22 protein-coding genes (1 of these 22 cut by a window edge) are annotated in these 21,208 nt (G+C 69.4%); 18 read left to right on the forward strand and 4 right to left on the reverse strand.

Annotated features, from left to right (window positions below):
* The first annotated feature begins 10 nt into the window (after positions 1-10).
* The 6 genes from lpxD to ACN469_RS06770 all read left to right on the forward strand — a co-directional run bounded on the left by lpxD (position 11) and on the right by ACN469_RS06770 (position 4,915).
* Positions 11-1,075, forward strand: a complete 1,065-nt coding sequence (lpxD, locus tag ACN469_RS06745; RefSeq protein ID WP_498765291.1) for a UDP-3-O-(3-hydroxymyristoyl)glucosamine N-acyltransferase — start codon at positions 11-13, stop codon at positions 1,073-1,075.
* Positions 1,075-1,542, forward strand: coding sequence for a 3-hydroxyacyl-ACP dehydratase FabZ (gene fabZ, locus ACN469_RS06750; protein ID WP_141648302.1), 468 nt, complete (start codon positions 1,075-1,077; stop codon positions 1,540-1,542). The genes lpxD and fabZ overlap by 1 nt, the downstream gene beginning before the upstream one ends.
* Positions 1,543-1,571: 29 nt before the next feature.
* Complete coding sequence (gene lpxA, locus ACN469_RS06755; protein WP_498765294.1) at positions 1,572-2,348, forward strand: acyl-ACP--UDP-N-acetylglucosamine O-acyltransferase; 777 nt, start codon at positions 1,572-1,574, stop codon at positions 2,346-2,348.
* 9 nt (positions 2,349-2,357) lie between these two features.
* A complete protein-coding gene (locus ACN469_RS06760) occupies positions 2,358-3,185 on the forward strand; it encodes an LpxI family protein (RefSeq protein ID WP_498765296.1) in 828 nt (275 codons plus the stop codon).
* A gap of 214 nt (positions 3,186-3,399) precedes the next feature.
* A complete protein-coding gene (locus ACN469_RS06765; RefSeq protein WP_498765298.1) occupies positions 3,400-4,425 on the forward strand; it encodes an OmpA family protein in 1,026 nt (341 codons plus the stop codon).
* A 31-nt stretch (positions 4,426-4,456) separates the two neighbouring features.
* A complete protein-coding gene (locus ACN469_RS06770; RefSeq protein ID WP_498765300.1) occupies positions 4,457-4,915 on the forward strand; it encodes a hypothetical protein in 459 nt (152 codons plus the stop codon).
* 1 nt (position 4,916) lies between these two features.
* Here ACN469_RS06770 and ACN469_RS06775 read toward each other — a convergent pair whose 3' ends face one another.
* From ACN469_RS06775 to lpxB, 3 genes are read right to left on the reverse strand one after another with little or no spacing between them, the layout of a single operon-like run.
* Positions 4,917-5,543, reverse strand: coding sequence for a MarC family protein (locus tag ACN469_RS06775; RefSeq protein WP_498765361.1), 627 nt, complete (start codon positions 5,541-5,543; stop codon positions 4,917-4,919).
* 19 nt (positions 5,544-5,562) lie between these two features.
* Complete coding sequence (locus ACN469_RS06780; protein ID WP_498765302.1) at positions 5,563-6,267, reverse strand: polyprenol monophosphomannose synthase; 705 nt, start codon at positions 6,265-6,267, stop codon at positions 5,563-5,565.
* A 17-nt stretch (positions 6,268-6,284) separates the two neighbouring features.
* Positions 6,285-7,436, reverse strand: a complete 1,152-nt coding sequence (lpxB, locus tag ACN469_RS06785) for a lipid-A-disaccharide synthase (protein WP_498765304.1) — start codon at positions 7,434-7,436, stop codon at positions 6,285-6,287.
* 60 nt (positions 7,437-7,496) lie between these two features.
* On the opposite strand from lpxB, the gene ACN469_RS06790 reads away from it, so the two are divergent.
* The 10 genes from ACN469_RS06790 to ACN469_RS06835 all read left to right on the forward strand — a co-directional run bounded on the left by ACN469_RS06790 (position 7,497) and on the right by ACN469_RS06835 (position 18,653).
* A complete protein-coding gene (locus ACN469_RS06790; protein WP_498765306.1) occupies positions 7,497-9,380 on the forward strand; it encodes a DUF4388 domain-containing protein in 1,884 nt (627 codons plus the stop codon).
* A gap of 3 nt (positions 9,381-9,383) precedes the next feature.
* The gene (locus ACN469_RS06795) at positions 9,384-11,168 is read left to right on the forward strand and encodes an ABC transporter ATP-binding protein (protein WP_498765308.1); all 1,785 of its coding nucleotides are present in this window, start codon (positions 9,384-9,386) and stop codon (positions 11,166-11,168) included.
* A gap of 16 nt (positions 11,169-11,184) precedes the next feature.
* Positions 11,185-12,354 carry a CehA/McbA family metallohydrolase gene (locus ACN469_RS06800; protein ID WP_498765310.1) on the forward strand — a complete coding sequence of 390 codons (1,170 nt, stop codon included), beginning with the start codon at positions 11,185-11,187 and terminating at the stop codon, positions 12,352-12,354.
* Between the two features lie 21 nt (positions 12,355-12,375).
* Positions 12,376-13,659, forward strand: a complete 1,284-nt coding sequence (locus ACN469_RS06805; RefSeq protein ID WP_498765312.1) for a 3-deoxy-D-manno-octulosonic acid transferase — start codon at positions 12,376-12,378, stop codon at positions 13,657-13,659.
* Positions 13,656-14,663, forward strand: a complete 1,008-nt coding sequence (locus tag ACN469_RS06810; RefSeq protein WP_498765314.1) for a glycosyltransferase family 4 protein — start codon at positions 13,656-13,658, stop codon at positions 14,661-14,663. The genes ACN469_RS06805 and ACN469_RS06810 overlap by 4 nt, the downstream gene beginning before the upstream one ends.
* A gap of 4 nt (positions 14,664-14,667) precedes the next feature.
* Complete coding sequence (locus ACN469_RS06815) at positions 14,668-15,702, forward strand: glycosyltransferase (protein WP_498765316.1); 1,035 nt, start codon at positions 14,668-14,670, stop codon at positions 15,700-15,702.
* A gap of 104 nt (positions 15,703-15,806) precedes the next feature.
* The gene (gene lpxK, locus ACN469_RS06820; protein ID WP_498765318.1) at positions 15,807-16,937 is read left to right on the forward strand and encodes a tetraacyldisaccharide 4'-kinase; all 1,131 of its coding nucleotides are present in this window, start codon (positions 15,807-15,809) and stop codon (positions 16,935-16,937) included.
* A gap of 31 nt (positions 16,938-16,968) precedes the next feature.
* Positions 16,969-17,982 (forward strand): bifunctional heptose 7-phosphate kinase/heptose 1-phosphate adenyltransferase, encoded by a 1,014-nt coding sequence (locus ACN469_RS06825; protein WP_498765320.1) that lies wholly within the window; start codon positions 16,969-16,971, stop codon positions 17,980-17,982.
* A complete protein-coding gene (locus ACN469_RS06830; RefSeq protein ID WP_498765322.1) occupies positions 17,979-18,467 on the forward strand; it encodes an adenylyltransferase/cytidyltransferase family protein in 489 nt (162 codons plus the stop codon). Before ACN469_RS06825 ends, ACN469_RS06830 begins: the two co-directional genes overlap by 4 nt.
* A gap of 3 nt (positions 18,468-18,470) precedes the next feature.
* A complete protein-coding gene (locus ACN469_RS06835) occupies positions 18,471-18,653 on the forward strand; it encodes a Trm112 family protein (protein WP_498765324.1) in 183 nt (60 codons plus the stop codon).
* A gap of 81 nt (positions 18,654-18,734) precedes the next feature.
* On the opposite strand, the gene ACN469_RS06840 is transcribed toward ACN469_RS06835, so the two are convergent.
* Entirely contained in the window at positions 18,735-19,829 is a 1,095-nt protein-coding gene (locus ACN469_RS06840) for a glycosyltransferase family 9 protein (protein WP_498765326.1), read from the reverse strand.
* 83 nt (positions 19,830-19,912) lie between these two features.
* Between ACN469_RS06840 and ACN469_RS06845 the strand changes: the two genes are divergently transcribed.
* Together ACN469_RS06845 and gmk are read left to right on the forward strand one after the other, a co-directional pair.
* A complete protein-coding gene (locus tag ACN469_RS06845; RefSeq protein ID WP_498765328.1) occupies positions 19,913-20,791 on the forward strand; it encodes a YicC/YloC family endoribonuclease in 879 nt (292 codons plus the stop codon).
* Positions 20,788-21,208 carry the 5' portion of a guanylate kinase gene (gene gmk / locus ACN469_RS06850; protein WP_498765330.1) on the forward strand. The gene runs 209 nt beyond the window's last position, so 421 of the gene's 630 nt are visible here — the first part of the coding sequence; the start codon lies at positions 20,788-20,790; its stop codon lies beyond the right edge, outside the window. Before ACN469_RS06845 ends, gmk begins: the two co-directional genes overlap by 4 nt.

Genomic DNA, 21,208 nt, shown 5'->3' on the forward strand with positions numbered 1-21,208 from the left:
TCGGCTCCACGTGAAGACCTCCCCTGCACCCCGACGGCTCGGGGAGCTCGCCGCCCATGTCGGGGGAGAGCTCCTCGGTGACCCTGAGCAGCTCATCCACGGACTCAACGGGCTCGAGGAAGCCAGCCCGGGAGACGTGTCCTTCTACGGAAACACGCGCTACCGCCGCCAGTTCGAGGCCACCAAGGCCTCGGCCGTGCTGGTCGGCGGTGACGCTGCGCCTCGCGAGGGCGTGGCGCTGGTGCGTGTGTCCAACCCGCACCTCGCCTACGCGAAGCTGCTGCGGCTGTTTCATCCGGTCACCCGTCCCGCGCCGGGAGTCCGTCCCGGCGCGCACGTGCACCCGGAGGCCCTCATCCACCCCGAGGCCACGGTGCTCGCCGGCGCCTGTGTGGAAGCGGGCGCCCGCGTGGGCGCGCGCAGCGTGCTGTACCCCGGTGCCTATCTGGGCGAGCACGCCCGGGTGGGCGAGGACAGCGTGCTGCACCCCAACGTCACGGTGCGCGAGCGCTGCGTCATCGGCGACCGCGTCATCCTCCACGCGGCCAGCGTGGTGGGCGCGGACGGCTTCGGCTTCGCCTTCAACCCCGAGGGCGCAGAGGGGCCGGAGCACTTCAAGATTCCCCAGGTCGGCAACGTCCGTATCGAGGACGACGTCGAGGTGGGCGCCTGCACCTGCATCGACCGCGCGACGGTGGGTGAGACGGTGGTGGGGCGGGGCAGCAAGCTCGACAACCTGGTGCAGATTGCCCACAACGTGCGCATCGGCCCCATGTCGCTCATCTGCGCGCAGGCGGGCGTGTCCGGCTCGGCGGAGATTGGCACCGGCGTGGTGCTGGCCGGGCAGGTGGGCGTGGTGGGCCACATCCGCGTCGGTGATCTGGCCAAGGTCGGCGCCCAGTCCGGCGTGGCCCATGACGTCGCGGATGGTCAGGTGGTGAGTGGCAGTCCGGCGATTGCCCACCGCGAGTGGCTGCGTGCCAGCGCGGCGTCCGGGCAGGTGGCGGACTTGCTCAAGGAAATGCGGGCCCTGCGCCGCAGGGTGGAGCAGCTCGAGAAGGCGAAGGGGGAGTGATGGACATCGGTGAAATCCAGAACCTGCTGCCGCATCGGTATCCGTTCCTCCTGATTGACCGGGTGGTGGAGATTGTTCCCGGCCAGAAGATCACGGCCTACAAGAACGTCACCATCAACGAGCCCTTCTTCAACGGCCATTTCCCGGGGCACCCGGTGATGCCCGGCGTGCTCATCCTGGAGGCGCTCGCCCAGGCCTCGGCCATCCTTGCGTATAAGAGCGAGAACATGGACCCGACCCAGAAGGTGACCTACCTGATGGGCGTGGACGGTGCGCGCTTCCGCAAGCCGGTGGTGCCGGGCGACAGGCTGCAGCTCCTCATCGAGGTGCTGCGACACAAGGGCGCCGTGTGGAAGACGAAGGGCACGGCGACCGTGGATGGCGTGAAGGTCGCCGAAGGCGAGTTCCTGGCCACGGTGGTGGACAAGAACAAGGACGCTGGAGCGGCAGAGGGCGCGGCGTCCTGACCGCGAGCTGGCGAGGCAGAGGAAACGACATGGCTCAGGTTCATCCCTCCGCGGTGGTTCATCCCGATGCGCGTCTGCATGAGACGGTCGAGGTGGGGCCCTTCTCGGTCATTGGTCCCCAGGTGACGATAGGCGAGGGCTCCCGCGTGGGGCCCCACGTCGTCCTCGAGGGCCGCACCACGCTCGGCGCGCGCAACCGCATCTTCCAGTTCTCCTCGGTGGGAGCGGACCCGCAGGACTTGAAGTACGCGGGCGAGGACACCGAGCTCACGCTCGGCGACGACAACACGATTCGCGAGTTCGTCACCCTGCACAAGGGCACGGCGGGCGGCGGCGGGGCCACGCGCGTCGGCAACGGCAACCTCTTCATGGCCAACAGCCATGTGGCCCACGACTGTGTCGTCGGCGACGGCTGCCGCATCGGCAACGGGTCCGCGCTCGCGGGCCACGTGACGATGGAGGACCACGTCATCATCAGCGGCCTGGCGGCGGTGCACCAGTTCACCCGCCTGGGCAGGTTCGCCTTCATCTCCGGCGGCGCCATGGTGACCATGGACATTCCCCCGTACGCCACGGCGCAGGGGGACAGGGCGGAGCTGGTGGGGCTGAACACCGTGGGCCTGGAGCGCGGTGGCTTCTCCAAGGAGCAGATCGAGCGCATCAAGGAGGCCCACCGCATCCTGTTCCGCTCGAAGCTGGGGCTCCAGGAAGCGCTGGCGCGGCTGCGCGCGGAGCTGGCGGGCCACCCCGAGGTCGACCACCTGGTGGACTTCATCGCGCAGAGCAAGCGCGGGCTGACGCGCTAGTCCGTGGACATGGCGCGCGAGCCTCCCGTCGTCGACAAGATTGGTCTCATCGCGGGCAACGGACAGCTTCCGCTCCTCTTCGCGCGCGCGGCGCGGGCGAGGGGGCTGGAGGTGGTGGCCGTGGCCCATCGAGGAGAGACGGACCCTGCCCTGGCCTCGGAGGTCACCTCGCTCACCTGGGTGCGCGTGGGGCAGGTGAACCGCATCCAGAAGGCCTTCCAGTCCGCTTCCGTGAAGCAGGCGGCCATGGCGGGCGGCATCGGCCGGGTGAAGGCGCTGAAGGACGCGCGTCCGGACCTGGGCGCCATGCGCATCATCTCCCGCCTGCGCAGCTTCCGGGACGACGCGCTCTTGCGCGCCGTGGCCGCGGACTTCGAGTCGCGCGGCATCACCATCATCGCCCCCACGGACTTCCTGGGCGAGGTGCTGTGCCCCCCAGGCCACCTGGCGGGGCCGCCGCTCAGCCAGGCGCAGGAGCAGGACGTCGCGCTGGGGCGTGAGGTGGCCGTGCTGCTGGGGCAGGCGGACGTGGGTCAGACGGTGGTGGTGCACCAGGGCCACGTCCTCGCGCTGGAGGCGGTGGAGGGCACCGACGAGGCCATCCGTCGCGGAGGTCGCCTGCTGGGTGGCGCGGGCGCGGTGGTGGTGAAGCGCTGCAAGCCGCAGCAGGACCTGCGCTTCGACCTGCCCGCAGCGGGCCCCCGCACGCTGGAGGTGATGAAGGAAGTGGGCGCGAAGGTGCTGGCGCTGGAGGCCGGGCGCACCGTGCTGCTGGACGCGCCGGAGCTCTTCGCGGGCGCGCGCGCCGCGGGCATCACCCTCGTCGGCGTGCCCTGAGCGTGCCTCCCCGGAGCAGGTAGGAAGCCGGAGCACGCCTCCCCGGCTGCCTGCGGGAATGGGGCGCGCGCGGGTGAATTCCGTCGCGCCGGGCGCGTCTTGCTCGCGAAGCATTTCCTCGCATGGAGCATCCGCCTACCCTGTCGCGGAGGAATCCACCCATGCGGACCGCTGTTGCAGCGCGGCCCGTGACGCCGGAGGTCGACGCCGCGCCATGAATGCCCGCCTGGTACTAGTGCTCAGTCTCGTCGCCGCAACTCCGCTTCCCGCGTTCGCGGACGCCATCCGGGTGTCCCTGGAGGGCCGGGCCGCGGTGGGTGAGGCGCTCCCGGCATTGCTCGTGCACATCGACGAACCCATCGCCGGCTTCGAGCTGAAGCTGAAGCGCGGCGACGGGAAGGTGGTCGAGGTGAAGGGCGGGGGAAAGCCAGGAATCACCCGACGCATCGAACTGGAGCAGCCCGAAGGGCGCTTCCACTACGAGGGCGAGCTGGTGGTGCGCTTCCCCAACGCCGAGTCGGGCAGCATGCCGCTGTCCTTCGACACGGAGCTCAACGGGCCGCTGCGGTTGGACGTGCGCCCGGAGGACGTGGACGTCGCGGGGCGCAAGCTTCGCTTCCAGCTCTCCCGTCCCGCGGGCCGCGTGGAGCTGACGGTGCTGATGGACACGGGAAAGAAGGCCTTCGAGGGCGAGGTGCCCTTCAAGGGTGAGCCGGGGGGCACGCCGCTTCCCCTGAGCTGGCCACCCGCCGAGGGCAGGGTGATGAAGATTTCCCTCCGAGCCTTCGACACATCGGACTTCTACACGGGCGTAGACCTCTTCCCGTGGCGCGTGGACATTCCTCATGAAGAGGTGAGCTTCGCTTCGGGCCGCGCGGACATTCCCGCCGCGGAGCGAGGCAAGCTGGACAGGAGCCATGCGTTGATTGCGGAGGCGCTGGCGAAATACGGCCGCTTCGCGACGGTTCGTCTGTACGTCCTGGGGCACACGGACACGGTGGGGGCCACGGCGGACAACCGTGAGCTGTCGCTGAAGCGGGCCCGGAGCATTGCTTCGGCCTTCCGACAGCGCGGGCTGAAGGTGCCGATTTTCTACGAGGGCTTCGGGGAGGAGTCGCCAGCGGTGCGCACTCCGGACGAGACGGCGGAGGCGGGCAACCGCCGGGCCGAGTACATCATCGCGGTGGAGGACCCGACGCTGGACGGGGCGCCCTTCTCGCCGCGGTGGAGGAAGCTGTAGCGGACGCGAAGACGTGACGAGGAGGCGACGGATGGACGGATTCCAACGGTGGGCCTGGGGCGTGGTGGGTATTTCGCTCCTGGCGGGGTCGGGCTGCGCGCATCAGGCGCCGCTCGCCGTGAGGCGGGAGGTGGAAGCGGACAAGTGCACACTGATTCAATCCGTGCTGAAGGAACCGACGCCGTCGCGCATGGTGGAGGAGATCGCCGCGCAGGGCCGCCACGAGCCCACCCCGGTGCGGGTGTACGTGCGGCGCCCCGAGCAGTCCATGCTGGAGCGCTTCTTCGAGGGGGACGAGCCCCGCTGCGGCGACGCCACCTTCAAGGTCGTCCAGGAGAGCGTCCTCGACGCGGTGGTGGTGTACCTGCAGGAGGTGCGCGAGGGCTACGCGTACGACGCGCGCCGCTCCGGGCCGGACGAGCTCACCCTGGAAGGCACGCCGCAGGGCACGTTGACTCGCGCGGGCCCCCAGTGGGTCGCGGGTAAGTGAGTTACTTGAGCAATTCCTTGGCGCCGTCCGCGATGAACTGCACGGCGATGGCGGCGAGGATGAGCCCCATGACGCGCTCGACGATGGCGACTCCGGACTGACGCAGCACGCGCTGCACGAGGCCGGAGGCGCGCAGGATGAAGTAGCTGGCCACGAAGGTGAGGATGATGGCCGCCAGCACCGGAAGGGTGGCGGTCATCGAGTTGCCTCGGGCCATCAGCACCATGGCGGTGGCGATGGCCCCGGGGCCGGACAAGAGCGGAATGGCCAGCGGGACGATGGCCACGTCTTCCTTCACCGCGCCCTCCTGCTCCTCCGTGGGCGTGGTGCGCGTCGCCGAAGGCCGGGCGCGGAGCATGTCCAGCGAGGTGATGAGCAGGAGGATTCCGCCCGCGACGCGGAAGGCCCCCAGCGACACGCCGAACACCTTGAAGATGATGGTGCCGAAGAGGGCGAAGAACGTCATCAGCCCGCACGCCACCAGACACGCGCGCATCGCCGTGCGGCGGATCTTCTCCTTCGAGTCCCCGGACGTCATCGCCAGGAACAGCGGCACCACGCCGATGGGGTCCACCACGAAGAAGATGGCCGGAAGCGCGACGAGGAATTGCGCCAGGTAGACCTTCATCACCGCACGCCCTTCTTCTCTAGACGGTGAGGCGCAGCTTCCACACCATGGTGAGCGCTTCGGCGAAGATCTTCTTGTTCATCTTCGAGTGTCCCACACGCCGGTCCTCGAAGATGATGGGAACCTCGCGCACGGTGAATCCGTTCTTCAGCGTGCGGTAGGTGAGTTCAATCTGGAACGCGTAGCCGGTGCTGTGCACGGCATTGAAGTCGATGGCCTCCAGTACCCGACGGTGGAAGCACTTGAAGCCGCCCGTCAAATCCGAGACGCCCACGCCCAGGATGGTGCGGGCGTAGAGGCTGCCGCCGCGGCTGATGACCTGCCGGCCGACGCCCCAATTCACCGTGCCGCCGCCGGTGACGTAGCGCGAGCCCAGGACCAGGTCGGCGCCTGCCTCGGCCGCGTCCAGCAGGCCGGGCAGGTAGCGCGGGTCATGGCTGAAGTCCGCGTCCATCTCCAGGATGTACGTGTAGCCCTCTGCCAGGGCCCAGCGGAAGGCGGCGAGGTAGGCACGACCCAGGCCCTCCTTCTTCTCGCGGTGCAGGACGCGCACGCGCGGCTCCTTCGCCGCGAGCTGGTCGGCGATCTGCCCCGTGCCGTCGGGCGAGTTGTCATCGACGACGAGGATATCGACGCGGGGGTCGGCCTTGAGCACCGCCAGGGTGATGGCCTCGATGTTTTCCCGCTCGTTGTAGGTGGGGATGCAGACCAGCGCATGGTTCATGGCCGGGCCGACATACCCTAAATGGCGCGCGGGGGCAGTAGCTCCATCACCGACTCCGCCGCCCGGGTGGCGGCCCCTGCCTCGCCCAGCCGCCCCCGCACCTCCGCCAGGCCCTTGAGCATCTCCTCTCGGGGGGCCCCCGGGGTCCACACCCGGCGCACCTCGTCCGCGATGCGCTCGGGCGTCATCTCCCCTTGGAGCAGCTCCGGCACCACGCGCCGGCCCGCCAGCAGGTTGATGAGGGACACGAAGGCCACCTTCAGCATCAGCCGGCCCACCCAGTACGAGATGAGCGACACCCGGTAGATGACGACGAGGGGCCGCTGCATCAGTCCTGCTTCCAACACGGCTGTACCCGAGGCGACTATCGCCGCGTCGCTGGCCCCCACGACCTCCGGGGCCCGTCCGTCCACCAGCACGGGCGTCAGGCCGCTCCCCGCGAAGCGGGAGGCCACCTCCTCACGAGGGATGGTGGGCGCCACGGGGACGACGACCTGGAGGCCGGGGCGCTCGGCGGACAAGCGCTTCGCGGCGTCCACCATGGCGGGCAGGAGCCTGCGAATCTCGCTCATCCGGCTGCCCGGAAGCAGCGCGAGCGTGGGGGCGTCCTTGGCCAGGCCCAGCCGCTCGCGGAAGGCGACGGCGGTGTCGGGGGCGGGGACCTGCTCGACGACGGGGCTGCCCACGTAGCGGGCGCTCACGCCGGCCTCGCGGTAGAAGTCCTCCTCGAACGGGAGGATGCACAGCATCCGGTCCACCAGCCGCTTGATGGTGCGGACCCGGCCCCGGCGCCACGCCCAGATCATCGGCGAGATGTAATAGGCGATGGGGATGCCCTGGGCCTTGAGCTTCTCGGCCAGCCGCAGGTTGAAGTCGGGGATGTCCACGAGGATGGCGACGTCGGGGCGGCGCTCGGCGGCGGCGTGGGCCAGGCCCTTCATGATTTGAAGGATGCGCGGAATCCGGGGGAGGACCTCGGTGATGCCCATGACGGACACCTCGCGGGCGTCGAAGAGCAGCTCCACTCCCCGAGCGGCCAGGCGCGAGCCGCCCATGCCAAAGAAGGTGAGGTCCGGGCGTTGGGCTTGGAGGGCGGCGACGAGCTCTGCGGCGTGTGCGTCGCCGGAGGCCTCGCCTGCCACGACGAGGATTCGGGGCGGGGGCGTCATGTAAGGGGGGCGCATCGTACCCTGATGCAAGCCAGGGTGAAGGTGTAGACTGCGCTACCCTTGAAGACGCTTCTGCTCGCCGAGAGCCATCCCCCCACGCTCGAACACCTGACGGGTCTGCTCTCCCAGGCCGGGTATTCCGTGCGCGCGGTGAATGACCCCATCGCGGTGCTGGAGCATTTCGCGGCGGACAACCCGGATGTGATGGTGTTGTCGGTGGACCTTCCCCGCGTGGATGGCGCGCATGTGGTGCACCTCATCCGAGGGCACAGCCAGGGCGGGCGCGTGCCGATTGTCGCCATCGACAAGGGGCACTTGGGCCGGGCTCGCGGCGTGAACTCCGTGCTGGACCTCAAGGTGAACGCGTACGTGGCGGACCCGCTCAAGCCGGGCGAGCTGGTGCCGCGCCTGGAGTCGCTGGTGCGCGCGGCGCAGGCGGTGCCGCTGACGGGGCTGGCGGCCACGCTGTCACGTCCGGCGGTGAACAGCGGCGACCTGAAGGGCTATCCGCTGCCTGGGCTCTTGCACTCCATCTACCGGCTGCGGAGGGATGGTGTGCTGGTGGCGGCGCACCGAGGCCTGAGTCGGCGGGTGTACTTCCTGCGCGGTGGGCCGGTGAGCTTCGACTCGTCGGCGAAGGACGACTCGCTTCCGCGCTACCTCGTCGAGCGCAAGCTGGCGACGGCGGCGCAGGCGGACCGGGTGTTGGAGGCGCTGGCCTCCGGGTTGCGCATCGGCTCCGCGCTGGCGGAGGCGGGGGTGGAGGCGGCGGGGGAGGAGCTGTCGCAGTTGTTGCGTGACTACACGCGCGACAAGCTGGCGCGGGTGCTGGGCATGCGCGAGGGCCGGTATGCCTTCTACTCGGGCGATGAGTTCACCACGGAGGTCGCCTCGGTGGACCTGCCGCCGCTGGCGCAGGTGCTCGAGGGTGCGCGGCGCTGTTTCCCGTTGAAGGTGATGGCGGCGTCGCTCCGAGCGAACCTGGGGGAGTACCCGGTGCGCTCGTCCGACTTCGGTCGTGACTTGCAGGCGATGGCGCTGGACACGGACGACATCAAGATCGCCATGCAGGTCAATGGCCGCATCGTCCTGAAGGAGCTGCTCGCGCATGGCCGGGGCGAGCTGAGCGCGGCGTACTCGCTCTTGTGGTTCTTGAAGCTGACGGGTGGGGTGACGTTCTCCGCGACGCCGGTGGCGACGGGGGCGGACGTGCTGTCGGCGGCGGTGGTGCCCGACAGGATTGGCCCGCGCAAGCGCAAGTCGTTGCCGGTGGAGACGGCGGCGTCGCTGCGTGAGGAGGCGGTGCGCATCATCACCCGCAGCTACTTCGGAAGTCTGGGGTTGGACATCGCGGCGGACGCGGAGGCGGTGGAGCGCGCGTACCACGAGACGGCGATGCGCTTTCATCCCGACACGTTGGCCGAGTTCGACATCTCCGACCTGAAGGACTTGCTGGACTCGGTGCAGGAGAAGCTGTCCGCGTCGTACCGGGTGCTGAGCGTGGAGGAGAAGCGCAAGGCGTATCTCCAGTACCTGTTCAGCAAGCTGGACGTGGGGCGGAACACGGCGGTGGTGGTGGACGCTGAGATTGCATTGCGCCGGGGCGAGTCCGCGTTGAAGCGTCGCGACTTCCTGTCGGCGATGCATGCGTTCGAGGAAGCGGTGTCGCTCAACCCGCGCGAGCCGGAGTACTACTCCTTCCTTGCCTGGGCGACGTACCAGGCGTCGGGCGGTCCCCTGGTCCAGCGGGCGCAGAAGGCGCAGAAGGTCTTGAAGAAGGCGCTGTCATTGGGGCCGTATGTGGAGCGGCTGCACATCATCGCGGCCATCATCGACACGGACCTGGGAGACGCGCCGTTGGCACGCAAGAAGCTGCTGAAGGTGCTGGAGTACAACCCGTACTCGCAGCTGGCCAAGGCGGCGTTGCGCAAGGTGGGACGGTAGGGAATGCGGCGGACCCTGTTGCGACTGTTGCGCTACGCGCGCCCGCATGTGGCGGTGCTGGCGGTGGCGTTCGTGTGCATGGCGGTGGTGGGGTTGACGACGGGGGCGTACGCGTACCTCACGGGCCCCGCGCTGCACTTCCTGTTGTCGGGGGGCGAGGACGGCTTCACTGGCGCGAACAGCGTCCCGTGGCTGTCGAGCCTGCCGCGCGACGCGGCGCTGTGGGGTTTCCCGCTGATGATGGTGGTGGTGGGCGCGGTGAAGGGCGTGGGGTATCTGGGCCAGTTCTACTTCATGGGCTTGTTCGCGCAGCGGGTGGTGAAGGACGTGCGGCGCGAGCTGTTCATGAAGCTCACGTCGTTGTCCCCCGCGCAGCTCGCGCGCGAGCGGCAGGGTGACTTGCTCAGCCGGTTCTCCTCGGACGTCACGGCGGTGGAGGCGGCGGCGATGTACACGGTGGGCTCGTACCTGCGCGACAGCCTCCAGGTCATCATCCTGGCGGGCGTGGCGCTGTCGATGAGCCCGCTGCTGGGTGGCTTGATGCTGGTGGTGATTCCGCTGGCGGCGCTGCCCGCGTCCAAGCTGACGCGCAAGGTGTTGAAGGGCACGCGTGAGGGGCAGACGCAGCTGGGGCACCTGGCGGGTCAGCTTCACGAGGGACTGGGCGGGCTGCGGACGATTCAGGCCTTCAACGGACAGTCGGCGGAGCTGGCTCGCTTCGCGTCGCACGCGAAGGCGCATGAAGACGCGGTGGTGGGAGCGGCGTGGGCGCGAGGCGCTGTGCCGGGGGTGATGGAGGTCCTGGCGGCGGCGGCGCTGGCGGGGGCGTTGGCCTACGCGGCGGGTGCGCGGCTGATGGAGCCGGAGGCCCTGCTGTCGCTGCTGACGGCGGTCATCCTGGTGTACCAGCCCGTGAAGGACCTGGGCCGGGTGACGCAGTTCGCGATGCAGGCGGGGGCCGCGGGTGAGCGGCTGTTCGCGCTGTTGGACTTGAAGCACCCGGTGCTGGATGCGCCGGACGCGGTGCCGGCGCCGCCCCTGTCAAAGGGCATTCGCCTGGAGGACGTGCGCTTCGCGTATGGCGACCGTCCCGCGCTGGATGGGCTGACGTTGGAGCTGAAGTCGGGCCAGGTGACGGCGCTGGTGGGTGGCAGTGGTGGCGGCAAGAGCACGGTGACGACGCTGCTCTTGCGCTTCGAGCGGCCCCGGTCGGGCCAGCTGTTGCTGGATGGCGTGGACATGGACCGCTACACGGCGGCGAGCCTGCGCGAGCAGTTCGCGTTGGTGACGCAGGAGCCGTTGTTGTTCCAGGGCTCGGTGCTGGAGAACCTGCGCTACGCGAGGCCGGACGCGACGCGCGAGGAAGTGGAAGCGGCGGCGAGGGTCGCGAACGCGGACGGGTTCATCCGCGTGCTGCCGCAGGGCTACGACACGCGCATCGGTGAGCGGGGCGTGACGCTGAGCGGTGGGCAGCGGCAACGGCTGTGTATCGCGCGAGCGGTGCTGGCGCGCGCGCGGGTGCTGATTCTGGACGAGGCGACGAGCAGCCTGGACCCGGAGAGCGAGCGCGAGGTGCAGGCCGCGCTGGCGGCGGTGTTGCCGGGGCGTACGGCGCTGGTCATCGCGCACCGGTTGTCGACGGTGGTGAACGCGGACGTGCTGCACGTCATGGAGGCGGGCCGCGCGGTGGAGAGTGGGTCGCACGCGGAGCTGCTCCAGAAGGGTGGGCGCTACGCGGCCCTGTGGCGGATGCAGACGGAGGGGCCCGTCGAGCGAGGCGCCGCGTGACGGGGCGGAGCCGAACATGAGCCCGCTTCGCAAGTACGCAGGCAAGGCGGTCCGTGCGCTGGTCGGTCTGCTATTGCTGCTGTTGGGGCTCTGCGGCTTCTTCGCACTGCCCGCCTCGTATGCGACTTACCCGGTGATTCCGCCGCAGGAGGGAGCGCCGAAGTGGGTCCGGGGCGCTTTCCACGTGCACACCACGCGCTCGGATGGACGAGGCACGCCCCTGTCCGTCGCGCGCGCCGCGAAGGCAGCGGGCCTCGACTTCGTGCTGCTCACGGACCACAACGACTTCACCCCGCCCGCGCCCACGTGGGTGGACGGCGTGTTGCTTGTCCCTGGCATCGAGATCTCCACGTCGGCGGGGCACCTGGTCGCCTTCGGGATGGAGCGCCCGCTGGAGGGCATGAAGCGGTGGATGCCGGCGGGAGACGCCGTGCGCGCCGTGCACGCGGCGGGAGGGACGACGGTCCTCGCTCATCCTGTGCAGCGTCACAACCCGTGGACAGACGCGGAGAGCGCGAGTCAGGCGAAGGGCTTCGAGCTGTACTCGGCGGACACCTTCTTCCGTCACGCGCTGCGCAATCCCGTGAGCCGATTGTTGCCGGCCGTCGGTGCCTACCTGGCGAACCCGATGCACGGGGTGATGGTGCTCGTGGCGCCGGGGGACGAGCCCGGTGAGCGCTTCCTCGAACTGTCACGAGAAGAACTTCGCCTCGCGTTCTGCGCGCACGACGCCCACGGCCTTCCGTCCTACGAGTCCGTGTTCCGCTCCCTCGCGATGTACCTGCCGTCGGAGCAGGTTCCCGCGCCCCTGCCGGCGGATGCGAAGGTGGCGGCGGCGCTGGTGACGGGGGCGCTGCGGAGTGGTGGGGCCGTGTGTTCCTTCCGCGCCTTGGGGGAACCCGAGGGCTTCGCCCTCGAAGGGGTGGACCTCGAGCGCAGGGAAGCCCAGGTAGGGGACGTGCTCAAGGTGCGCCTGCCCGGCATCCCGGACGTGGACACGGTCCGAGTCGAGGTGTGGGGCGCGGGCAAGCTGGGTCCGGACGGGACGTCGGTGGAGCTGACGGGGGAGGGCGTGGTGCGGGTGGAGGTGTGGGCGAAGGGGCCAGGGCGCTTCTTTGGCTCCGAGTGGCGACCGTGGATTGTCCCGAGCCCCGTGCGTGTACTGCCTCGGGGGCCTGGCATCTGATAGAGGGCCGGGGAGCCGTCCATGCGACTCCTGTACATCCTCGCTACGTATCTTCTCTTCCCGCTGCTCTTCCCGGCGCTCTGCCTGCACCGGAAGACGCGTCATGGCCTGTGGCAGAGGCTGGGGTTCTACGCGAGGGGCTCGCTACCCCCACGAGGGGACGGGCCGGTGGTGTGGTTGCACGGCGCCAGTGCGGGAGACCTGCTGGCGCTGTCCCCCATGTTCGGTCCCCTGCGGGCGCGCTTCCCGGGGTGCCAGCTCATCCTGTCGACGATGACGGACAGCGGCCATGCGATGGCGACGGGCCGGCTCGCCAAGGACATCGATGGGGTCGTCTACGCGCCCTATGACTTGTGGGGGGCGACGCGCCGGGCGGTGAAGGCGCTGCGGCCGGACATCTTGGTGTTGGAGTACACGGAGGTGTGGCCCAACCTCATTCGTGCCGCGAAGCGGGGTGGGGCGCGAGTGGTGATGACCAACGGCCGGTTTTCGCCGACGAACGTGGAGCGCTACCGCTGGTTGTTCAGGCTCATCGGCAATCCGCTGAAGGACTTCGACCTGATGTTGATGCGTCACGAGGACGAGGCGCAGCGGGCGAGGAGTCTCGGGGCGCGACCGGACTGGGTGCTGGTGACGGGGAACACGAAGTTCGACTCGCTGGCCTCGGGGCCGGCGGTGGAGGACGACGTGTTGCGCGAGGCGCTCGGGCTCCCAGTCGACGCCCGGGTGTGGATTGCGGGCAGCACGCACGAGGGCGAGGAGGACGTGTTGCTCGGCGTCTACCGGCGCCTGCTCACACGGTGGCCGGACCTGCGGCTGGTGATTGCGCCGAGGTACGTGGACCGTGCGCCCCGAGTGGCTGCGCTGGCGCGTGAGGCGGGCTTGAGTGTCGGCCTTCGCTCGCAGGGGAATCCGGAGCGAGGTCAGGTGGTGGTGCTGGACACCATTGGCGAGCTGTCGCGTGCGTACCGATTGGCGACGGTGGTCTTCGTGGGTGGGTCGTTCACGAAGCGCGGTGGGCAGAACATCCTGGAGCCCGCGGGGCAGGGGAAGCCGGTGTTGTTCGGTCCGCACATGGACAACTTCAAGGACAGCGTGGCGGTGCTCGCGGGGCACGGAGGAATCCAGGTGGAGGACGCCGAGGCGCTGCACGCGAGGCTGACGGAGTTGCTCGATGCGCCGGGTCGAATCGAGGAGCTGGGGGCGCGAGCCCTGGAGACAGTGAGCCGGATTTCCGGCGCGAGTGAGAGGAACGCCGAGGCGATGACGACGCTCTTTCCCCACGGAAGGGCTGGGCCGCGATGACGCTCATCGTCCACCCGCATTTCCACAAGCGGTACACGGGCGTCACGCGCCACGTCGAGTCGGTCGTCCCCGCGTTGGTGAAGGATACGGGCTCGGAGACGCGAGTCATCGGCTCGGGGCTGAGCGATGGGCTGCCGCGAATCTCCTGGCCGGAGCTGTTGCGCCGGGCGCGTTCGGAGCCGGTGGTGTGGCATGCGCACCGGAACAACGAGCTGCTCGCGGGGATGTTGCTGAAGTTGGTGGGGCGTCAGGTGCGGCTGGTCTTCACGAGACACACGTCGATGGCGCCGAGCGGCTTCACTCGCTTCATCGCGAGAGGCGCGGATGCGCTGGTGTCGTTGACGCGGCAGGTGGCGGAGGTCATCGCGTTGCCGTCGACCGTCATCTCGCATGGCATCGACCTGACGCGCTTCCATCCACCGGAGGACCGAGCCCAGGCCTGGGAGCGACTGGGGCAGGGCGGGCGCTTCGGAGTGGGCGTCATCGGTCGTATCCGGAAGGAGAAGGGGCAGGGAGACTTCCTCGAAGCCGTGCGTCCGTTGCTGTCCGAGCATCCCGAGTGGCAGTCGGTATTGGTGGGCCTGGCGAAGGGCGCGGACCTGGATTGGGTGAACGGCCTGCGAGCTGGCCTCGAGGACAGGGTGTCCCTGGCCGGCGAGCAGTCGGTCATCGAGCCCTGGTACCGGGGGCTCACGGTGCTGGTGCATCCGTCCTATGCGGAGGGGTACTCGCTGGTGCACGTGGAGGCGATGGCCTCTGGCTGCTGCGTGGTGGCCTCGAAGCTGCCGTACCTGGACACGCTCATCGAGCATGGTCGGACGGGCTTCTTCTTCGAGCCAGGAGACGTGAAGGCCTTGCGCGAGCTGCTGGACATGCTGATGCGAGAGCCGGAGCGGGCGCGCGAGGTGGGGCGCAACGCGGCCGAGGAGGCACGGCGTCGGTGTGGCGTGGAGCATGAGGCGCACGCGCTGGAGTCGCTGTACCGAACGCTGGTCGGGCGGTAGTCGGATGCGAATCCTTCACCTGCTGGCGAGCCCCTTCTTCAGCGGCCCTGCGGAGAACGTCGCGTTGCTCGCGCTGGCGCAGAGGGAGGCCGGGCACGAGGTGACGGTGGCGGTGGACCGTCGGCGCGAGGAAGTGGCGGCGGAAGAGCCCGCGGTGCCACGGCTGCGAGAGCTGGGGCTGCTGGATGATGAGGGGCTCGAGCTGTCGGTGAAGTCTCCACCCTGGCGCGTGTGGCGAGACTTGCGACGGCTGCGCGCGCGGCGAGTCGACGTGGTGCACTCGCACTTCAGCCACGACCATTTCCTGGCGAGGTGGGGACGTCCCGAGGGGGCGGTGTTGGTCCGCTCCCTCCATGCACCGCGTTCCATCCGCTCCTCGTTGCCAGCGGCGGACGCGTACACGGTGCCAGCGAGCTCCCTGCTGCTCCGCTTGTCGGAGCGAGGAAAGACGGCCCGCGTGCTCCCCGCGCTGGTGGATCCGCGCTTTGGCCCCGTGTCGGACCGTGAGGTGTTGCGGCGCGAACTCGGATTGAAGGGCGCGCCACTGGTGGGAATGGTCTCCACGTTCCAGCCGTCGCGACGGCACGCGGTGGGGGTGGAGGCCTTCGCGCTCTACCGCAGGCAGCGGCCTGAGGCGCGCTTCGTCCTGGTGGGAGACGGCGGGTTGCTGGAGGCGACGCGGAGTCAGGTGGCATCACTGGGGCTGACGGAGGCAGTGGTCTTCGCCGGCTATCAGCAGGGCGCGGACTTCGCGCGGTGGCTGAAGGTCTTGGACGAGGTCTGGCTGTTGGGGCTCGGCAACGACTGGAGTGCGCGAGCAGCGGCACAGGCCCGAGCCTGTGGGGTGCGAGTGGTGGCGGTGGAGGAAGGCGCGCTCCCTGAGCTGGCGGATGCGCGCGTCGTTGAACCCACGCCCGAAGCGGTGGTGGCCGCTTCACTATCGGGACGAAGGGCGCCAGTGGCGCACCCGACGAATGCGAGCATCGCCGCCGACGTTCTCGCCCTCTACGCGCAAGTGGCGAAGACGCGCACGCGCTGAGTCGTACGCGATGGCATGGACTGGTAGCGTGTCGGAAGCATGTTGACCCTCGATGATGCCCGGCGATTCGTGTCGGGACACGCCATGTGTGGAGCCTCCAGGTCTTGAGCACTCCTGCTCCCGAGTCTCCCACCGCCATCGAGCGGGTGTTCTACCCGCCGTCGCCCGAGCCCTGGGGACGGCGAGCCCTGCTGTCCCCACTCATGGCGCTGTCGTGGACCTATGCCGCGGCGGTGCATCTGCGAGGCGCCCTGTACGACCTGGGCCTGCTGCGCGCCGAGCGGGTGGAAGGCCTCCGCGTCGTCTCCGTGGGCAACCTCAACGTGGGAGGAACGGGGAAGACGCCCGCGGTGCTCCACCTGGCGGACCTGCTGGTGCGCGAGGGCCGCAAGGTCGGCATCCTCACGCGGGGCTACGGGCGTCGCTCGCAAGAGCCGCTCACCTTCACGGGGGCGGAGTCACAACCCTCGGTAGAGGACGCAGGCGATGAGCCCTTGCTGCTCGCGCGCCGCTGCCCGAGTGTGAGGATCTTCGTGAACGCGGACCGCGTCTCCAGCGCCTACCGGGCGAGAGACGAGTACGGCCTGGACACGGTGCTCCTCGACGACGGCTTCCAACACCGACGCCTCGCGCGAGACGAGAACCTCCTTGTGGTGGACGAAGCCGTGGGGCTCGGAAACGGCCACATGTTGCCGAGGGGCCCGCTGCGAGAGCCCGCTTCGTCCCTCCGGAGGGCCACGTTGCTCTGGGTGCGAACGTCCACTGCCCCAGGCGCGAGCGAATCCTCGCCCATACCATTCGACGCGAGGACCCTGGGGTTGCCGCCCGAGGGGGACGGAATCCCTCGCGTCCGCGCGCGCTATGGACCTTCGGCCTGGGTGGACCCAGCGGGAGGGCTGCATCCTTCGGGAGCGCTGAGTGGCCAGCGGGTGTTGGCCTTGGCGGGGCTCGGTCGGCCGGGGGGCTTCCTGAAGACCCTGAGGTCTCTCGGGGTGGAGGTACTGGACGCGGCGCTCTTCCCGGACCACCACCGCTTCACGGTGGACGAGCTGCGCGACGTGGAGGCTCGGGCCGCGAAGCTGGGGGCGGTGAAGGTCGTGACGACGGAGAAGGACGCGGTGCGTCTGCCCGTGGGGTTCTCGGCCTGGAAGGTCCGGCTGGGGGTGGACGTGCTGGAAGGCGAAGCTCAGCTGCGTCGAGCGCTCGGTCTGTCGGGCGCGTCTGCCGACTTGTGAGACGCGGAGGGCTGTGGGACAAACCGCCGCCATGGCCGCAGTCTCGCCCGTTCGCTCGTCGCCTCTGCCCACTCGCCTGCCGCTCGCGTTCGCGCGCCGCAGGGTGTTGCTGGTGGGGGACCTTGTCGCAGACCACTACATCTACGGACAGACGGACCGGGTGAGCCGGGAGGCTCCGGTGCTCATCGTCCGCTACGAGTCCGCCGAGGTGAAGCTGGGCGGTGGGGCGAACGTGGCGGCCAATGTCCGTGCGCTGACGGGACAGGTGACGGCCGTCGGAATGCTGGGCGCGGATGAGATGGGCCGCGAGCTGCGCCGCCTGTTCTCCGAGTCGGGAGTTCGCCTGCATGCGGTGGGTGGACGAGGCCTGGCGACCGAGACGAAGACGCGCATCCTCGCGGGCGGAGTGAGCACGACGCGACAGCAGATGCTGCGCCTGGACCGAGGCCAGCGCTCGGCGCTTCCGCCGAGTGTGCGCAAGGCCCTGGCGAAGCACGTGGCCGAAGCGGCGAAGGATGCGGACGCGGTGGTCGTCTCGGACTACGGCTCGGGAGTTCTGAACGACGAGGTGCGCGAGGTTCTTCGGAAGCTCGCCGCGGATGGGCTGCCAGTGTGCGTGGACAGTCGCTATGCGCTGTCGTCGTTCTCGGGGCTGACGGTGTGCAAACCCAACGAGCCAGAGCTGGAGGCGTTGGCGGGGCGTCCCGTGCGTTCGCAGGAAGACATGCTGGCGGCGGGCCATGAGGCGGTGCGCAGGCTGGGGTGTCGCGCGCTGCTGGTGACGCGTGGACGGCACGGCATGGCGCTCTTCGACGCGGACGGAGGGGTGGACCTCATTCCGGTGCACGGCGCGAAGGCGGCGGTGGACGTGACGGGCGCTGGAGACACGGTGATTGCGACGTTCGCGCTGGCGCTGGCGGCGGGGGCCTCGTTCGGAGAGGCGGCGCGGCTGGCGAACGTGGCCGGTTCGATGGTCGTGCAGAAGTCGGGCACCGCGACGGTGTCCCGGGACGAACTGCTGGCGGAGCTGCGGAGCGCGCGATGAGCACCTTGGAGAAGATTCAGTCGCTCGAGCAGGTGGCGGAGGCGAGGGCGCGCTGGAAGGCCGAGGGCCGCACGGTGGCGCTCGCGAACGGCGTGTTCGACCTCTTGCACGTGGGCCACGTGCGGTACCTGGAAGGTGCCCGCGAGCTGGCGGACGTGCTGGTGGTGGCGGTGAACTCGGACGCCTCGACGAGGGCGTACAAGGGCCCTGGGCGGCCCCACATCCCCGAGGGGGAGCGTGCGGAGCTGGTCGCAGCGCTCGCGTGCACGGACCGCGTCATCGTCTTCGACGAGCCCAACGTGCGCGGCATCATTCGAGTGTTGAAGCCGGACGTGCACGTGAAGGGCACGGACTACACGCCGGACAGCATCCCCGAGGGCGACGAGGTTCGGGCCTACGGTGGGCGCACTGCGGTGTCGGGTGACCCGAAGGACCACAGCACGACGGAGCTGGCGCGTCGGCTCGGTCGTGAGAGCGCGAAGTAGGGCATGCCGACCCTGGATGAGGGGCTCCTGGCGGTGCTGGGCTGTCCCCAGTGCAAGGGCTCGCTCACCACCATCGTGCAGGACGAGCAGGTGAAGGTCCGCTGTTCCCGATGCCAGTGTGAGTGGCCCGTGGAGGACGGAGTGCCTCAACTGCTCCACGAGCGGATGACGCGCCTGAGTAGGTAGCCGCGAGTTCCGAGACGAATGCAGGCGCCCCGCCCGCCTCCACTCTGCCCCAGCTTCGTTCAGGAACAGTTGTCGCTCTGCCTAACGAGGGAGCTGCGCCGCGAACGAGCGAGCCTCTTCGGCTGCGCGAGCCTCCAGCCCCTGACCTCCAGCGCCGTCGACGAGGCTGGTGAGGTCGACCATCCGGTGCGGGGCATACGCATGGCCCCACCGCTCCATGTCCATGCGGAGGAAGTACGCCAGCGTCGGAGCGCCCACTGACACCGACAGGTGCATGGGCCCGGTGTTGTTGCAGATGGTGAGGCCCGCGGCGCGCATGAGCGCGGCGAGCTCGTCCAGGTTTGTTGCGGGCGCGAGTCGCGCGCCGGGAGCAGCCGACACCACGGAGCGGGCGAGGTCTTCTTCGCCGGGGCCCCACGTGACGATGGGAACGCGGCCGGATTCGAGGAGCGCGCGAGCCGCCGCGGCGAAGGCCTCGGGCGGGATGCGTCGAGGTCCCAGCCGGCCCCCGGGGTTGATGACCGCCTTGGGCGTGCTGGCGTCCGCTTCCAGGAAGGCACGGAACGGAGCGCTGATGTTGGGTTCGCGGAAGGAGAGTCCTCGCGCCAGCGAGTCGCCCGTGACAGGGGTCAGCAGGTGGGTGCGCTGAAGCGCCTCGTTACGGCTGTCGGCACGGGCCGGGACGGACAGGGAGTGGAGGCTGGACACCGGCCAGACGCTCGGCCCGATGACCACGGCCCGAGGGCCCGCGAGGCGTGACACCAGGGCGTTCGTCACCGACGGGGCTTCCCAGTTGGCGCAGTCGACCACCAGGTCATACCCGGCGCGGCGGAGGGCTCGGATTCCCGGGGCCAGTGGCCCCATCCAGATGCGCCGCCGGTCGAACGCGATGACCTGGTCCGCGTCGGGGTGCCCGGCCAGGACGCGGGCCACCTTGGCGTGAACGAGCACATGCACCTCGGGGGTGGGGTGCACGTGGGCCTTGAGGGTGCGCAGCAGGGGGGTGGTGAGGAGAGCCTCTCCTACGCGGTTGTCCGGCCGCACGAGCAGCACCTTCCGGGGGACGGGGAGGGAACTTCCGGGACGGAGCCGGCGGCCGGGGCGCCAGAACAGCAGGGACGCCACGAGTGCCAGCGCCAGCTTCGCCCACAACTCGAGCCGCTTATGCCAGACCATCGCGGCGCGGACCCTACACAGAACTGAAAGGGGTGCAAGCACGCTGCTTGACCTGCGGACGGAAAGCCCCTAGCAACCGCCCAATGCTGAAGAGCATGACCGGGTTTGGCGCGGGCCGTGCGCGCGTGGGGGACGAAGAGGTCTCCGTGGAGTTGCGCTCCCTCAATCACAAGTTCTGCGAGGTGAAGGCGAGGCTGCCTCGAGAGCTCACGTCGCTGGAGCCGAGCGTCACGAAGCAGGTGAAGGACCGGCTGGCCCGTGGCTCGGTCGAGCTGCTGGTGAAGCGGCAGTCCTCCACTGCAACCGGGACGGTGCCCACGGTGGACCTGAACCTGGCGCGCGAGTACCTGCGCACCTTCCGCGAGCTGGCCAAGGAGCTGGGCCTCCCGGCGGACGTGGCCTGGTCCCAGGTAGCCAACCAGCAGGGTGTCGTGCGCCTGGAAGAGAAGGGCGTGAATCTGGAGTCGGCGACGCCCGCGGTGACGGAGGCGTTGGACCAGGCGCTCGGGGCCTTGGAGAAGATGAGGCTCGTCGAGGGCGAGGCGATTCATGCCGACCTGGACGCGCGACTGAAGTTGATCGAAGGCTGGAGCCGCGAAGTGGCCCACCTCGCTCCCCGCGCGGTGCAGGACTACCAGCAGCGGCTCACGGAGCGGGTGGCGGAGCTGGCGCGCGGCGTCGCGGTGGACCCGCAGCGGCTGGCGCAGGAAGTGGTGCTCTTCGCCGAGCGCACGGACATCGCCGAGGAAGTCACTCGTCTGGCGAGCCATCTTGAGCAGTTCCGCGCGCTCATGATGAGCACCGAGCCCGCGGGCCGTCGCATGGACTTTCTCGTGCAGGAGATGCACCGCGAGGTGAACACGACCGGTTCCAAGAGCCAGCACACGGAGATCTCCGTGCGCGTGGTCTCGATGAAGGCCGAAGTCGAGCGCATCCGCGAACAGGTGCAGAACGTCGAATGAGCGAACCCACCATCCTTCAGCCCGGTCTGCTGCTCGTCCTCTCCGCGCCCTCCGGGGCGGGGAAGACCACCCTTGCCCATCGGCTCCTCAAGGAGACGCCGCAGGCGAACTTCTCCATCAGCGTCACGACGCGCCGCCCCCGGGGCAAGGAGCAGGAAGGGGTGGATTACGAGTTCGTGGACGTCGCCACCTTCCAGGCGAAGATCGAACGCGGCGAGTTCGTGGAGTGGGCGGAGGTCCACAACCACTTCTACGGCAGCCCCCAGTCGACGGTGGATACTGCTCGCGCCCGTCGAGGCGTGGCCATCTTCGACATCGACGTGCAGGGCGGCCAGGCCATCAAGCGCAAGCACCCCGACGCGGTCACCATCTTCGTGCTCCCGCCCTCCATGGATGAGCTGGAGCGGCGGCTGCGGG

Source organism: Corallococcus terminator, assembly GCF_049194865.1.
Lineage (GTDB): Bacteria > Myxococcota > Myxococcia > Myxococcales > Myxococcaceae > Myxococcus > Myxococcus terminator_A.

What these genes read in the sequence shown, in the direction of transcription:
- fabZ (WP_141648302.1), top strand. Translation starts at nt 1,075, where the DNA reads ATGGACATCGGTGAAATCCAGAACCTGCTGCCGCATCGGTATCCGTTC.
- lpxA (WP_498765294.1), top strand. Translation starts at nt 1,572, where the DNA reads ATGGCTCAGGTTCATCCCTCCGCGGTGGTTCATCCCGATGCGCGTCTG.
- ACN469_RS06760 (WP_498765296.1), top strand. Translation starts at nt 2,358, where the DNA reads ATGGCGCGCGAGCCTCCCGTCGTCGACAAGATTGGTCTCATCGCGGGC.
- ACN469_RS06765 (WP_498765298.1), top strand. Translation starts at nt 3,400, where the DNA reads ATGAATGCCCGCCTGGTACTAGTGCTCAGTCTCGTCGCCGCAACTCCG.
- ACN469_RS06770 (WP_498765300.1), top strand. Translation starts at nt 4,457, where the DNA reads ATGGACGGATTCCAACGGTGGGCCTGGGGCGTGGTGGGTATTTCGCTC.
- ACN469_RS06775 (WP_498765361.1), bottom strand. Translation starts at nt 5,543, where the DNA reads ATGAAGGTCTACCTGGCGCAATTCCTCGTCGCGCTTCCGGCCATCTTC.
- ACN469_RS06780 (WP_498765302.1), bottom strand. Translation starts at nt 6,267, where the DNA reads ATGAACCATGCGCTGGTCTGCATCCCCACCTACAACGAGCGGGAAAAC.
- lpxB (WP_498765304.1), bottom strand. Translation starts at nt 7,436, where the DNA reads ATGACGCCCCCGCCCCGAATCCTCGTCGTGGCAGGCGAGGCCTCCGGC.
- ACN469_RS06795 (WP_498765308.1), top strand. Translation starts at nt 9,384, where the DNA reads ATGCGGCGGACCCTGTTGCGACTGTTGCGCTACGCGCGCCCGCATGTG.
- ACN469_RS06800 (WP_498765310.1), top strand. Translation starts at nt 11,185, where the DNA reads ATGAGCCCGCTTCGCAAGTACGCAGGCAAGGCGGTCCGTGCGCTGGTC.
- ACN469_RS06805 (WP_498765312.1), top strand. Translation starts at nt 12,376, where the DNA reads ATGCGACTCCTGTACATCCTCGCTACGTATCTTCTCTTCCCGCTGCTC.
- ACN469_RS06810 (WP_498765314.1), top strand. Translation starts at nt 13,656, where the DNA reads ATGACGCTCATCGTCCACCCGCATTTCCACAAGCGGTACACGGGCGTC.
- ACN469_RS06815 (WP_498765316.1), top strand. Translation starts at nt 14,668, where the DNA reads ATGCGAATCCTTCACCTGCTGGCGAGCCCCTTCTTCAGCGGCCCTGCG.
- ACN469_RS06825 (WP_498765320.1), top strand. Translation starts at nt 16,969, where the DNA reads ATGGCCGCAGTCTCGCCCGTTCGCTCGTCGCCTCTGCCCACTCGCCTG.
- ACN469_RS06830 (WP_498765322.1), top strand. Translation starts at nt 17,979, where the DNA reads ATGAGCACCTTGGAGAAGATTCAGTCGCTCGAGCAGGTGGCGGAGGCG.
- ACN469_RS06835 (WP_498765324.1), top strand. Translation starts at nt 18,471, where the DNA reads ATGCCGACCCTGGATGAGGGGCTCCTGGCGGTGCTGGGCTGTCCCCAG.
- ACN469_RS06840 (WP_498765326.1), bottom strand. Translation starts at nt 19,829, where the DNA reads ATGGTCTGGCATAAGCGGCTCGAGTTGTGGGCGAAGCTGGCGCTGGCA.
- ACN469_RS06845 (WP_498765328.1), top strand. Translation starts at nt 19,913, where the DNA reads ATGCTGAAGAGCATGACCGGGTTTGGCGCGGGCCGTGCGCGCGTGGGG.